Annotated in this window: 15 protein-coding genes; 14 read left to right on the top strand and 1 reads right to left on the bottom strand. The window is 40.1% G+C overall.

Features of this window, described 5'->3' with window-relative positions; translation table 11 throughout:
* The first annotated feature begins 10 nt into the window (after positions 1-10).
* The 5 genes from JR334_01530 (at position 11) to JR334_01550 (ending at position 5,270) form a co-directional block, all read left to right on the top strand.
* Positions 11-1,027 (top strand): alcohol dehydrogenase catalytic domain-containing protein, encoded by a 1,017-nt coding sequence (locus JR334_01530; GenBank protein QRN85942.1) that lies wholly within the window; start codon positions 11-13, stop codon positions 1,025-1,027.
* 4 nt (positions 1,028-1,031) lie between these two features.
* Positions 1,032-1,943 carry a hypothetical protein gene (locus JR334_01535; GenBank protein QRN85943.1) on the top strand — a complete coding sequence of 304 codons (912 nt, stop codon included), beginning with the start codon at positions 1,032-1,034 and terminating at the stop codon, positions 1,941-1,943.
* A 12-nt stretch (positions 1,944-1,955) separates the two neighbouring features.
* Positions 1,956-2,732, top strand: coding sequence for an aldolase (locus tag JR334_01540; protein QRN85944.1), 777 nt, complete (start codon positions 1,956-1,958; stop codon positions 2,730-2,732).
* Between the two features lie 12 nt (positions 2,733-2,744).
* Positions 2,745-3,779: a zinc-binding dehydrogenase gene (locus tag JR334_01545; GenBank protein ID QRN85945.1), complete on the top strand. Its 1,035-nt coding sequence runs from the start codon at positions 2,745-2,747 to the stop codon at positions 3,777-3,779.
* Positions 3,780-4,250: 471 nt separating this feature from the next.
* The gene (locus JR334_01550) at positions 4,251-5,270 is read left to right on the top strand and encodes a LacI family DNA-binding transcriptional regulator (GenBank protein QRN85946.1); all 1,020 of its coding nucleotides are present in this window, start codon (positions 4,251-4,253) and stop codon (positions 5,268-5,270) included.
* Positions 5,271-5,356: 86 nt separating this feature from the next.
* Here the strand turns inward: JR334_01550 and JR334_01555 are convergent, their stop codons facing one another.
* A complete protein-coding gene (locus tag JR334_01555) occupies positions 5,357-6,340 on the bottom strand; it encodes a lipoate--protein ligase (GenBank protein QRN85947.1) in 984 nt (327 codons plus the stop codon).
* 200 nt (positions 6,341-6,540) lie between these two features.
* On the opposite strand from JR334_01555, the gene JR334_01560 reads away from it, so the two are divergent.
* The 9 genes from JR334_01560 to JR334_01600 all read left to right on the top strand — a co-directional run bounded on the left by JR334_01560 (position 6,541) and on the right by JR334_01600 (position 12,875).
* Positions 6,541-7,311, top strand: coding sequence for a basic amino acid ABC transporter substrate-binding protein (locus JR334_01560; GenBank protein ID QRN85948.1), 771 nt, complete (start codon positions 6,541-6,543; stop codon positions 7,309-7,311).
* Between the two features lie 99 nt (positions 7,312-7,410).
* Positions 7,411-8,097, top strand: a complete 687-nt coding sequence (locus JR334_01565) for an amino acid ABC transporter permease (protein ID QRN86829.1) — start codon at positions 7,411-7,413, stop codon at positions 8,095-8,097.
* Positions 8,084-8,806, top strand: coding sequence for an amino acid ABC transporter ATP-binding protein (locus tag JR334_01570; GenBank protein QRN85949.1), 723 nt, complete (start codon positions 8,084-8,086; stop codon positions 8,804-8,806). The genes JR334_01565 and JR334_01570 overlap by 14 nt, the downstream gene beginning before the upstream one ends.
* 106 nt (positions 8,807-8,912) lie before the next feature.
* The gene (locus JR334_01575) at positions 8,913-10,697 is read left to right on the top strand and encodes a DegV family EDD domain-containing protein (protein ID QRN85950.1); all 1,785 of its coding nucleotides are present in this window, start codon (positions 8,913-8,915) and stop codon (positions 10,695-10,697) included.
* Complete coding sequence (locus tag JR334_01580; protein QRN85951.1) at positions 10,694-11,458, top strand: DUF1295 domain-containing protein; 765 nt, start codon at positions 10,694-10,696, stop codon at positions 11,456-11,458. The genes JR334_01575 and JR334_01580 overlap by 4 nt, the downstream gene beginning before the upstream one ends.
* An 11-nt stretch (positions 11,459-11,469) precedes the next feature.
* A complete protein-coding gene (locus tag JR334_01585; protein QRN85952.1) occupies positions 11,470-11,868 on the top strand; it encodes a DUF2177 family protein in 399 nt (132 codons plus the stop codon).
* 48 nt (positions 11,869-11,916) lie between these two features.
* The gene (locus tag JR334_01590; protein QRN85953.1) at positions 11,917-12,168 is read left to right on the top strand and encodes a redoxin domain-containing protein; all 252 of its coding nucleotides are present in this window, start codon (positions 11,917-11,919) and stop codon (positions 12,166-12,168) included.
* 99 nt (positions 12,169-12,267) lie between these two features.
* Complete coding sequence (locus JR334_01595) at positions 12,268-12,639, top strand: redoxin domain-containing protein (GenBank protein QRN86830.1); 372 nt, start codon at positions 12,268-12,270, stop codon at positions 12,637-12,639.
* A gap of 44 nt (positions 12,640-12,683) precedes the next feature.
* Positions 12,684-12,875 (top strand): ferredoxin, encoded by a 192-nt coding sequence (locus JR334_01600; protein ID QRN85954.1) that lies wholly within the window; start codon positions 12,684-12,686, stop codon positions 12,873-12,875.
* The last annotated feature ends 4 nt before the right edge of the window (positions 12,876-12,879 follow it).

A 12,879-nucleotide genomic window follows, 5' to 3' on the forward strand; every position in this document is an offset into this window, starting at 1 on the left:
GGAGGTCGAAATGAAGATTGCATTATTAGAAGGGAAAGAAAAGGTTGTTGTCAGAGATGTTGAAATGCCAGAACCTGCGAGTGGTGAAGTAAGAATTAAGGTTGCTTTTGCGGGTCTGTGTGGTACCGATATCGAAGCATATAAAGGCAATGCACCAAAGGGTTGGGTTATTACTTACCCGTTCCGTATGGGCCACGAATTGTCTGGAGTGGTTGATAAAGTCGGTCCCGATGTTACTGATTTAAAAGTTGGTGACAGAGTTGTGCCGGATGGACGTTTACCATGTGGTATTTGCAGTATGTGCCGTTCTGGTCATGTTAATGCTTGTACTAATGGTGGATATACCTCAGGCGGTTTTATGGAATATAGCGTATACCCAAGAAAGTGCCTTGTAACTGTACCAGATGGCTTGCCTATGGATCATGCAGCTTTAGCTGAACCTTTGTCTTGCTGCTTATATGGGGATAAAAAACTGGATGTATCAGTTGGAGATTTTGCTGTTGTTATTGGTGAAGGTGCAATCGGAATTATGCATGCCAAGCTGTTACAATTGCGCGGTGCTAAAGTAGCAATAGTAGGTTTAATGAAGGAACGTTTGGACATTGCTAAGAATATGGGCATCGATTATACAATTGATGCAGGAAAAGTAGATGCAGTTGAAACGGTAATGGAACTTACTGGAGGAAAAGGAGCCAATCAGATTGTTATTGCAGCTGGTGCAGCTCCTGTCTTTGGTCAAGCCCTGGAAATGGCTGCAAGATATGGTCAAGTTCTGTACTTTGCTGCGAACATGAAGGACAGCATTAGTTTAGAAAGTGATTATATTCACTACAAAGAACTTTCAGTTATAGGAAGCTATGATTCAACAACTTGGCATTTCGAACAAGCTCTTAAAGTCCTTGCAGAAGGAATGATTGATGGCGATGCTTTGATTAGTCATAAATTTGCACTTGAAGATATTTCAGAAGCTTTCTTAACAGCTGTTAAACGCGATGGTCTTAAAATAATGATTAAAAATGAGGAGTAATATAATGAAAATTAATGGCGTAGAAATAATTGACACTTATGCAGAAGCTTGGGCACTCGAAGTTGTACGTTTTGTAATTACGGCCGTGAATGAAGAAATGGCTATGGCAAGCGCCAATCAGTTTGTAGGCGCTGCAGGTTCTGGAGAATTGGGTTCTGTGATTAATGGTGGTATTGAAAGAGTTGCTCTTCCTACGGAAACTCCGGATGGACGTATCGGTGTTGTAGTAGCTCTGACCCAAGTACCTGCATCTAGAAAACAATTTTTAGATGAACTAGCATTGAGATTTCATTTAGCTACTCTAGTAGCAACCACTGCAATCTTTGATTTCATGGTTGAAGGTGTAGCCATGGAAAAAGTAAATATTGCAGATCATTTGTTCAACCATTTGACTCGGGAAGATGCTACAGAACTTGATCGTGAAAATGCAGAGAAGCTTCAAAGCGATAGTTGGGAAGAAGAAATCAATGGAAGAAAAATGTTTGTGCTTCCTACCTTGACAGGTACCTATAAGTTTGAAAAAGAGATATCCATTGCTACCGGTGGCTGTGATGGACACTTCGTATGCTATTGCAAAGATAGTAATGCGGCTGTATTGGCTGTTAGTGCGGCCAAAGCAGCAGTTAAGTCTGTTGATGGCGTTTGCCCTATGGGAATCGGCCTTGAACAGGTTTATCGTGAAAAAGATTATGTACCTTCTTTGAGAGAAAAAATCGAAAACAGTAAAGTACCTGAGGACACTGGTTCTATCCTGAACCTTCTAGTCTTCGGTGTTGCTCCTGAAAAAATGGGCAAAGCTTTGGGCGTAGCCATCAAGGCTGCCTGTCAGATTCCTGGTGTAGTGCATATTGGAGCAATGAATTTTGGGGGAGAATTTGGACCTTATAAATTTGTGCTGCATGAGATTGTTAAGTAAGGAGCAAAAAATATGAAAACCAGAATGAGCAGGGTTTTCAATACAGATGGTAATACATTCATACTGGCCTTGGATCATGGGGCCAGTATGGATATTCATCCATTCTTAAATCACCCTGAAAACATCATCAAAGTAGGTAAAGCCAATGGCGTAGACGCGTTTATAACAACCTATGGTATGGCCAAGGAATACGGAACTGCTTTTGGGCAATCTGGGGTTATTGTTAGAGCTGATGGAGGTACATCACAATTAGGCACTCCTAGCTTTAGTAAAAAAATGGTTTCCATGGAAGACATTATTAAGTTGGGGGCTGATGGCGCAGTTACAATGGGATTTCCGGGAGCAGATCAGGAAGTACAGTCCCTTGCTGGGAATCTAATGCCTTTGATTCGCGAAGCGGATGAGTGGAATATGTTATTATGCGCAGAAATGCTACCTTTTGGTTGGGATGGTAAAACATGGACGACAGAATCCTTAAGTTTTGCTTGTAGGATTGCGTCTGAATATGGCGCGGATTTCATTAAAACTCAATACACTGGAGATATAGAAAGTTTCAAAGCTCTGGTGGAAGCATGTTATCAACCAGTAATCATTTTGGGAGGACCTGGTGATGGTAGTGAGCGTGCATTGCTTACGAATATCAAAGAATCACTCGAAGCAGGTGGTAAAGGTGTAGCAATTGGCCGCTCTATATGGAAGCATGAAAATCCAGGAGCATATTGCAGGGCAATCGCTAAAGTTGTACACGAGGGAGCCTCAGTTGAATCAGCTTTGAAGGAACTCGAGTAAGGAGGGTCTATTATGAAAGTTGGTGCTATTACAGGGATCAAGGAAGCTAAAGTCATCGAAATTGCAAAACCCAAGATTAAAAGTGACGAGGTATTGGTAAGAGTGAAAGCCTGTGCAATCTGTACTTTTGAACAAAGAATATTCGATGGTACAAAAAACTATGGATACCCGTACTTGGGAGGTCATGAGGTAGCAGGAGTAATTGAAGAACTCGGTTCAGATGTAAATGAAAATGCTTGGTATGCTGGACAAAATGTTGCCGTAAGAACACTAGATTTCTGTTGTGAATGCGATTTCTGCAAATTGGGTGAAACCACTATGTGCACTGAAGTTGGGAAATCTGGCAGAAGAGTTCCGGAAATGGACGGTATTGGTGGATTAGCTGAGTTTTTAGTAGCGAAACCTAAAGCATTGTTTGCATTGAGTGATAAACAGTCTCTGATAGAAGCTTCTTTAGTTGAACCATTGGCATGTGTAATTCACAGTATCGATAGAGCAAACATTCAGTTTGGTGACACGGTAGTAATTATCGGTGCTGGTATCATGGGATTATTGCATTTGCAACTTGCTAAATTAAAAGGAGCAGATGTAGTTGTTCTTGAAGTGGATGAGACAAGAAGGCAAAAAGCACTATCACTAGGAGCAAGCCATGTTTCTAACCCTATAGAAATAGATAGCGTAGAATATGTTAAGAAAATAACTGGTGGAAAAGGTGCAGAAGTAGTGATATGTACACCTGCTATTTCTAAAGTTGCAGAGGATGCAGTTAAGATGCTTTCCCAAATTGGTAAATTGGTTCTTTATGGATCATTCCACCCTGATACACCTCTTGCAATCAGTCCTAATTTGATTCACTATTCACAATTGACCGTTACAGGTGTTGTAAATCCTGGTGCTGCTGACTTTGTAAGAGCGACCCGCATGCTTAACAAAGGCGTCGTTTCATTGAATGACTACATTGATGCCCAATACCCAATTGACGAGATTCAGAAAGCTTATGAAGCATCAATCAGTCCTAATACGTATCGAGTTGTAGTAACCTTTTGATGGCTTACTTGATTGTATTTGACACAGCTTAGTTTTCCTATACGGGATTGTAACGAAAATCTCTTGAAAATGGGCGATGTGATTATAAAATTGCTGAGATGTGCATGGATAGACCCCAAAAAAGGAATGGCCACGCTAACCACCACTCCAAATTTTGGTTATTTTACACTATGAAAAAATGTAAAGAGGCATGTCCAAACAGCATTTTTCCGATCGCATGGCCCATTCATTTTGTATATGGTTTTGGAATACCATAGTGCCCCTGACTGTAAGGATGATTTTTGAGAAATTACTTGCGCATAGTCAGATTGACTATGGTTTATTTCTGCCTGCCTTCAAATTATAACAATTTTGAATAACATAGTACGAAGATAAGAATTGCTCATTCTTATGCAGTATAGTAGAATGTTTTAAGCTGCGATAAATTAACTGCTTTGTGTGGAATGCTTTTCGTGGTGGGAGAGGTGTAACATGAACAGTAAAAAGAAAATTACAATTGTCGAGATTGCCAAAATGACAGGATATAACGCTTCAACGGTTTCACGAGCCTTGAATCATCCAGATATGGTAAAACAAGAAACGCGAGATAGAATTATGAAAGTAATCAAGAAATTTGATTACTCACCAAATGTATTTGCGCGTGGCTTGCAAACACAAAAGAGTAATCTCGTCGCATTGATCGTACCGAATTTCACCAATCTTTCATTTTCAAATCTAGCGCGTGGCGTGCAGGATACGTTGAGAAAATATGGATACACGATGCTTATTTTCAGTTCACATGAGAATGCTGAGTGGGAACGATTAATTTGTACAGAAATATCTAAATTACATATTGATGGCGTTATCTTTGCATCTGGTAGCAGTGTAACTCCACCAATAGAGGATATTACCGTTGAAACGGAGAGACTCTTCATCGATAGAGATGGAAGGGCCTTTGATATAGACACACTGATGCCTGATTTCAACACAGGCTTTGATGAACTTATTGCGATTCTTAAGAATAATGGCCATAAACGTATTGGTTTAATATGTGGGGATGCCAATTCCCATACTGGGATGGAGATTATTCTATCGTTTCAGAAAGCAATGCAAAAACACGAACTCTTTGTCCCGCTTGAGTACATCCAAAGTTGCATGTGGGCCGCTAAAGATGGGTGGATGAGTGCCGAGGAACTAATATCACTGGAGAAACCTCCTACAGCGATAATTGCAGCTACGGACACAATCGCTCTAGGCGCTATGGGGTGCGTTCAAAAGATGGGCTTAAGGGTACCGCAGGACATTTCCATAATAGGTTTCAATAATGAACCTGGAAGCGAATCGCTGAATCCACCTTTGACCACGCTTTTGTATGATGCATATAAGTTAGGTACAGAGGCGGCAGAAATTTTGGTTAAACGTATTTTGGAAGGTGAAAGGGAAGTCGTATTCAAAAAATATGAGTTTCATATTCTGGAGCGAGAATCGATAGGAATGGCTCCGAAAGAGTAACCGTTGCAGTATATTGTTATACAATAATAAAACCGCCAGCCTTCGGACTAGTAGTCAAAAGAATGGCGGCATAAAGCGTAAGAACTTTACTGACGCAGTAAAAACTCTACAAAGTCTTGGTTGCACATCTGATGGAAGTATTCTCCAATATTATACGGTGCTAGTGCCTTATCTAGATCTTCCTTTTGTAGTTTAACGCCAATTAATGCATTTTCCAGATTAGAAAGCTCTTCTGAAGTAAAGAAGTCGCCAAAAATTCGCAGCTCTCGAATTACACCTTTGGAAACGTTCATCTTGACATTAACTAGCCCACAGGTGAACTTATCAAGCTTTTCTAGGGAGTAGGTTGGTGATTTGCCCCATACCCAATCCCATTTTTTGAGTTCATCCGCCTTTTTCGCGATGTATTCTTCAATTTCAGGGGTAATCTGGAATTCACTGATGTCACTTTTTTGTTTAAAATGCTTCAGCAAAAATGCTTTGAATTCCTGAATATCCATATCCTGTTTCAAGTAGTCAGCGATATTACCAACTCTAGAACGAACTGATTTAATACCTTTAGATTCTATCTTTAAATCTTTAACCTTCAAGGCTTTGGAAAGGTTTGACATATCTGCATTATAAAGTAGTGTTCCGTGATGTAGTATCCGTCCGTTCTTGTAGCATTGTGCATTTCCAGATACTTTTTTTGTATCAATCATGATATCATTACGACCAGATAATACAGCATCAAGCCCTAATTCTTCCATGGCCTCGATAACTGGACGGGTAAATTTCTTAAAGTTATTGATATCGGTTTTGCCGGCCTTATGAACGAAAGAAAAATTCAGATTTCCATGGTCGTGGTAAACAGCGCCACCCCCAGAAAGTCTGCGAGCTACAATGATATTTTCTTGTTCGACAAAATCCTTGTTAATCTCTTCAATGGTATTTTGAAATTTACCAATGATGATAGAGGGTTTGTGAATATAGAAAAATACGTAATCATCTTCCGGCGCCACATTCAGCAGGTAGTCTTCTAATGCGAAGTTAAAATAGGGGATTTCCCAATCTGTCTTAATATATTTCATGAGTAACTCCTTTCCCTTGTACCAAATTATTATAAGCGCTTAGCAGATAGTGGTCAAATAGGTAATAGGCTATTGTGGAACCAAATATGCTGCTTGCTTGAAAGGTAAGGATATATGAAGTAATATTTAATAAGTGCTGGACAAAGTAGGGGAAATTCTATAAAATGAGAAATTGAGATTGATGAAGGGAGATAAAAGTTATGAAAAAAAGTAAAAAATTAATTGCTATACTGCTATGTGCCATGCTCGTATTGGGTTTTAGCGGTTGTGGTGGTGATGATGAGGATACTCTCAGTCAGGTCCAAAAAGATGGACAAGTGATTATGGGAACCAATGCTGAATTTCCACCGTTTGAGTACCGCGATGAAAACGGCGATGTAGCCGGATTTGATGTGGAAATTGCCAAGGAAATTGCAGCTGGTCTAGGTGTGGAACTGGTAATTGAGGATATGGACTTCGGTTCAATCATCAGCGCGCTACAAAGTGGAAAAATTGACTTTGGTTTGGCTGGTATGTCCGTGACGGAAGATCGATTGGCGAATGCTGATTTTTCAGATGCCTATTTCAATGCTAGCCAGGTAATCATCGTAAAGGCTGACAATGATATGATCAAAGGCAATGCAGACTTGGTCGGAAAAACCATTGGAGTGCAAGAAGGTACTACTGGTGATTTAGAAGCGAGCGAGGTAGAGGGTGCTACTGTTATGCGTTTTAAAAAAGGCGTGGATGCAGTAATGGACTTGCAAAATGGCAAACTTGATGCAGTCGTGATTGATGCTTTACCAGCAGCCGTCTTCGCTGAAAAGAATGATGATATCGTCGTTCTTGACGAATACTTCACCGAAGAGGAATATGCGATTGCTATCCGCAAGGGTGATGATGCTTTCCTTAACGAAGTTAACCGAATTATTGCTGAACTAAAGGATAGCGGACGCTATCAAGAGATTTATGACGAATATATCGGCGACTAGTAACAGGGCTGGTTTAACCAGCCCTTTCTTTTTCTTATTCTAGATTAATAAGGCAGGAAGGAGGGGGATTCCATGATATTGGTTCAATACGCGAATCTAATGCAGATTTGGAGTAATTTTACCAGTGATTTTTATTCGAATTTCATAGCCGAAGATCGTTACATGTTTTTGGTAAAAGGCTTGGGCATTACAATCCAAGTGAGTTTTTTTGCCATTCTACTCGGCATCTTACTAGGATTTACATTGGCTTTCTTTAAGTTGTCAAAATCCCGTGCTTTACAACGCATTGCATCAGCCTATATCAGCGTGATTAGAGGAACACCAGTAGTCACACAGCTGTTAATCATCTACTTCGTGTTTTTTGGAAGTGTGAATATATCCAAGGTTATTGTAGCCATCATTGCTTTTGGTGTGAACAGTGGGGCTTATGTGGCTGAAATCGTACGTGGAGGAATACTATCTGTAGATAAGGGCCAGATGGAGGCCGGCAGGTCTCTCGGTCTTAGCTACCGCCAAACGATGATACACATAGTAATTCCACAAGCTCTGAAGAATATTTTCCCAGCGTTGGTGAATGAATTTATCGTTTTAATCAAGGAAACGGCCATAGTAGGATATATTGCCTTAGAAGACTTAACGAAGGGCGCAGATATCATACGAAGCCGGACTTTCGAACCGATGATGCCTCTGATATCAGCGGCTATCATATACTTCATACTGACAACCATACTTTCGAAAGCAATGGGAGTCATTGAAAGGAGGTTGAGAAAAGGTGATCAGCATTAGCAATTTATATAAGCAATTTGGTGAACTCGAGGTTCTTAAGGGAATCGATGAGCATGTGGACAAAGGTGAGGTTGTGGCTGTTATTGGGCCGAGTGGATCTGGGAAAAGCACCTTTCTTCGATGCATTAACCTGCTTGAAGTGCCGCAACAGGGTGAGATCCTTATTGAAGGTATGGCTCTTACCGATGCCAAACAAGATATTAATAAATTGCGTCAAAAGGTAGGTATGGTTTTTCAACAATTCAACTTATTCCCACATCTATCTGTAATGGAAAATATCACGTTGGCACCCTTGATTGCGAAAAAAATGGACAAAAAAGCGGCAGAGAAAACAGCTCGTATGCTTTTAGATAAAGTTGGGCTGCTGGACAAGGCGGATACTTATCCAAATCAACTTTCCGGCGGACAAAAACAACGTATTGCCATTGCTAGAGCCCTGGCGATGGAACCGGATATTATGCTCTTTGATGAGCCAACGTCAGCACTTGATCCTGAAATGGTGGGAGAGGTGTTGGAAGTAATCAAACAACTAGCTCGTGAAGGAATGACTATGGTGATTGTTACCCATGAAATGGGCTTTGCACGAGAAGTGGCCAACCGAGTAATATTTATGGATGAAGGTATGGTCGTTGAAGAAGCACATCCTGCAGAATTATTTGCCAATCCAAAAGAAGAACGTACCAAATCATTTTTAAGTAAAGTCCTATAAACATGGCGTAAGCCATGTTTTTTTATGTGCTTGACAATTTTACTTAGGATATCCTTTATGTGATAATGATATTACAAGTTAGCGAATTATTTGTTAAGGAGGTAACATGGAAAAGGAATATATAGATGGTTTTGATATTTATAATTTTATTGTATCTGGCGCACATAGACTGATTGCCGAGGAACAAGATTTAAATGCAATTAATGTGTTTCCCGTAGCAGACGGAGATACCGGAACCAACCTAGCCTTTACCATGCGTACCATTGTCCAACATGCAAAGAAAGACCAAGCAGTAGATAAGACACTTCAATCGATATCCCATGTAGCGCTAGAAAATGCTTATGGGAATTCTGGTATAATTTTTGCCCAGTATTTTAGGGGACTTTCTATTGAGTCAAAGGGCAAAGAAAGAATATCCACGAGAGAATTTGCTTCCATGGTTCGGGGAGCGACTCACTATACATACAAAGCACTGGCAAAACCAGTTGAGGGCACTGTTCTAACTGTGATGCGAGGCTTTAGCGATCAACTAATCAATAATCATTTAGACAATGAGTGGGAAAAACTGTTTGCCAAGGCATATAAAAATTTGGAGTATATGGTAGAGCAAACACGTTATGGTTTAAAGGTATTGCGTAAAAACCATGTGGTGGATGCTGGTGCCTTGGGATTTATGTTTTTTGTTGAGGGAATACTTGATTTTATAAGGACTGGAGATACAAAAGGTTCCAGCCAACATAGTATGGGACCCTTGATGGCAAATCACGTTAATAAATTTGATGAAGTCAAAAGGAATGTATATTGTTCTCAATTCTTGGTAAAATCTTCCATGCCTGCACCAGCGTTAAAAGAACTATTGCTGGATAGGGGAGAAGATTTGATTGTCGCCCAAGGAGACGGCATTCTGCGAGTTCATATTCACACTGATTATCCAGATCAAATTATGCGACTCCTACTTACAAGAGGTCAAGTTTTGGAGCATCGTATCGAAGATATGAAACTACAAAGTCTTATACTTCAGCAAAAAGACCACACGATTGCTGTTGTGACTGATTCTATTGCAGATTTACCCCAAGAATATCTTTGGGATCAGCGTATTAGTGTTATTCCGTTGAATGTAATATGCGACTCAGTTGCATATTTAGATAAGTTAAGTATGACACCAGCCACATTTTACAAGGATTGGGATGACTATGAACTATATCCAACTAGTACTCAGCCTTCCATCGATGTTATCGAAAAGACCCTATATGCTTTAAGTATGAAATATGACAGCATCATTGGACTATTTGTTTCTAGTGAAATGAGTGGGACGTATGAGAATGTATTGCGTATTGCAAAAGAAATGGGAAAAAACGGATATCAGATTTCAGTAATCGATTCGCGTCATAATTCGGTAGGGCAGGGACTGTTAGTGAAGAAAATGGCCACTCTAATTGAAGAAGGATTAGAACATAGCCAAATTGTATCAGAAATTGAGAGAATAAAATCACAGGTTAAAACTCTAATACTGGTTCAGGATCTTTCCTATATGCTTCGAGGTGGTCGCATTTCGAAACCAAAGAGTTTAATCCTATCCCATATCACAATGAAACCTGTTATTTCTATTGACCAAGAAGGAAAAGGGTTTTTATTTAAAAAAACACTTACATGGGAGAAAGGATTAGCTGAAATTAGAAAGCAAATTAGGCGAGAATTTAATAACAGCGGGATAAGCGAGTACGCACTGGTATATGCTGATGAACCTAAAAATTTGGAAGAACTACGAGAAATCATGCTTGAAGAGACGGGTAAACCACCGAGTTTCACAACTCAAATCTCATCAGTAGTAGCGCTGAACGCTGGACGAGGCGCAATAGCTGTAGGTTATATCAAAGGAGAAGAATTATGATTTATCCATCTATTTTAATCATCCTCTTGATTTATTTTACGACGATTTACATTCTATCCCTTGCGAAAAAAAATGCTTCCATATTGGATATCGCCTGGGGTGCAGGTTTTGTACTAGTTGCCTGGATTAGTTTCCTAACATCGGAGGTATCATCAGGGCTACTCGTTACTATGCTAGTAACCGTATGGGGCGTGCGTCTGACCTATCATATATATAAGCGAAATGCAGGAAAACCAGAAGATAGTCGCTACCAAAAATTTCGGGAAGATTGGGGAAGCAGTTTTGCTGTTCGATCGTATTTTCAACTTTTTTTGGGTCAAGGCCTTTTGCTTTATTTGATAGCACAGGGACTTTTGCATATTAATTTACAAGGAGAAGTGACTTCTCAATTAGGCCAACTGCTTGGTGTATGTATTTGGATAATTGGCTTTTATTTTGAAGCGACCGGGGATGCTCAATTGAAGGCATTTTTAAAAAAACCGGAAAACAAAGGAAAAATAATGGACCAGGGTTTGTGGCGCTACACAAGGCATCCAAACTATTTTGGCGAAGCGACCATGTGGTGGGGTATTTTCGTTATGGCTTTGGCTGCGGGGGCTTCTTGGACTGTAATTATTTCTCCCATTACCATCACAGTTTTGGTGCGCTATGTTTCAGGGGTACCGATGCTAGAAAGAGCCTTTAAAGATATGCCAGGATTCAAGGCTTACAGTGAAAGAACTAGTGTTTTTTTCCCACGTCGTCCGAAGAATGAAAGATAAGGGGGGGTAACATGAAATATATATGGATGTATTTAATTAGTCTTGCAGTGTTTCTTGCCATAGATATGGTTTGGCTAAACTTTATTGCTAAGGCCCTTTACCAAAGAGAATTGGGCTATCTTATGGCGGATAAATTCAATCTGGCGGCCGCCTTTATCTTTTATGCAATATTCGTTGCAGGTCTGATGTATTTCAGTATTTACCCTGCATTTGTGCAGCAAAGTGTTTTGAAAGCTGTGTTGACTGGTGCCTTTTTTGGATTGGTCTCCTATGCTACTTATGATTTAACCAATATGGCTACAGTACGTGACTGGCCATTATTGATTACACTGGTTGATCTTGTTTGGGGGGCGACATTAGGCGCTACCACCTCAAGCATTTCATATTTAATTTTCAAACGATTGTTTTAATTATCGTTGTCGCAGTTTAAGGCAGAATCATTATTGGAGGTGATTTTAATGCCAAAGGAATTTAAAGCAGGGTGTGAGCGACCGAAAAGTAGTGTTGTGGCTACGGCGAACACCGAGGAACAAGTATTGCCATTGGAAGTCAAAAAGGAGGCACAGTCTATGATTAAGGTAGGTAAACCGGCTCCGGATTTTTCCGCTCCGGCGTTTTATCAAGGTAAATTTGTCAATGTAGAACTTTCGGAATACAAAGGTAAATGGGTGTTGCTCTGCTTCTATCCTGGGGATTTTACTTTTGTCTGAGCAACTGAAGTATCAGCAGTTGCTGACAAGTATGATACTTTCAAATCTTTGGGTGTAGAGGTATTATCTGTTTCAGTGGATTCTCATTTTGTCCATAAAATGTGGAATGACCAAGAATTATCGAAGATGATAAACAAAGATATTCCATTCCCGATGCTTTCTGACCAAAATGGAGCGATTGGCTCTTTGTATGGTATCTATGATGAAGACGCGGGCGTGGAAACTCGAGGAAGATTCCTCATTGACCCCGATGGCAATGTACAAGCATTTGAAGTTCTCACACCTCCAGTAGGACGAAATGTGGCTGAGGCCATTCGTCAAATTAAGGCATTTCAGTTGGTTCGTGCATCCAAAGGAACAGAAGCAACTCCTTCAGGCTGGACACCAGGCAAGAAGGTACTTAAGCCAAATATTGATTTAGTTGGTAATGTATGGAAAGCATGGGATGTCAAAGAAGCATTTGAGGACTAGAAGAATAACTAAGGTAGGATAATTCTCTTTGGAAAGGAAGACATATGAAAGCATTTGTTGACCAAGAACTATGTATAAGTTGTGGGCTTTGCACGGATGAGCAGCCAGAAGTTTTCTTTACAAATGATGATGATAAGGCTGAGGCCATTAAAGATGAACTCAATGAGAAACAAATCGAGATGGCGAAACAAGCAGTTGAAAATTGTCCAGTAGAGGCTATTAAAGTAGAATGCTAGATTA

This window comes from Clostridia bacterium (assembly GCA_016887505.1).
Taxonomy (GTDB): domain Bacteria; phylum Bacillota; class TC1; order TC1; family UBA5767; genus UBA5767.

What these genes read in the sequence shown, in the direction of transcription:
- JR334_01550 (QRN85946.1), top strand. Translation starts at nt 4,251, where the DNA reads ATGAACAGTAAAAAGAAAATTACAATTGTCGAGATTGCCAAAATGACA.
- JR334_01585 (QRN85952.1), top strand. Translation starts at nt 11,470, where the DNA reads ATGAAATATATATGGATGTATTTAATTAGTCTTGCAGTGTTTCTTGCC.
- JR334_01535 (QRN85943.1), top strand. Translation starts at nt 1,032, where the DNA reads ATGAAAATTAATGGCGTAGAAATAATTGACACTTATGCAGAAGCTTGG.
- JR334_01545 (QRN85945.1), top strand. Translation starts at nt 2,745, where the DNA reads ATGAAAGTTGGTGCTATTACAGGGATCAAGGAAGCTAAAGTCATCGAA.
- JR334_01565 (QRN86829.1), top strand. Translation starts at nt 7,411, where the DNA reads ATGCAGATTTGGAGTAATTTTACCAGTGATTTTTATTCGAATTTCATA.
- JR334_01595 (QRN86830.1), top strand. Translation starts at nt 12,268, where the DNA reads ATGTGGAATGACCAAGAATTATCGAAGATGATAAACAAAGATATTCCA.
- JR334_01590 (QRN85953.1), top strand. Translation starts at nt 11,917, where the DNA reads ATGCCAAAGGAATTTAAAGCAGGGTGTGAGCGACCGAAAAGTAGTGTT.
- JR334_01560 (QRN85948.1), top strand. Translation starts at nt 6,541, where the DNA reads ATGAAAAAAAGTAAAAAATTAATTGCTATACTGCTATGTGCCATGCTC.
- JR334_01580 (QRN85951.1), top strand. Translation starts at nt 10,694, where the DNA reads ATGATTTATCCATCTATTTTAATCATCCTCTTGATTTATTTTACGACG.
- JR334_01530 (QRN85942.1), top strand. Translation starts at nt 11, where the DNA reads ATGAAGATTGCATTATTAGAAGGGAAAGAAAAGGTTGTTGTCAGAGAT.
- JR334_01575 (QRN85950.1), top strand. Translation starts at nt 8,913, where the DNA reads ATGGAAAAGGAATATATAGATGGTTTTGATATTTATAATTTTATTGTA.
- JR334_01600 (QRN85954.1), top strand. Translation starts at nt 12,684, where the DNA reads ATGAAAGCATTTGTTGACCAAGAACTATGTATAAGTTGTGGGCTTTGC.
- JR334_01540 (QRN85944.1), top strand. Translation starts at nt 1,956, where the DNA reads ATGAAAACCAGAATGAGCAGGGTTTTCAATACAGATGGTAATACATTC.
- JR334_01555 (QRN85947.1), bottom strand. Translation starts at nt 6,340, where the DNA reads ATGAAATATATTAAGACAGATTGGGAAATCCCCTATTTTAACTTCGCA.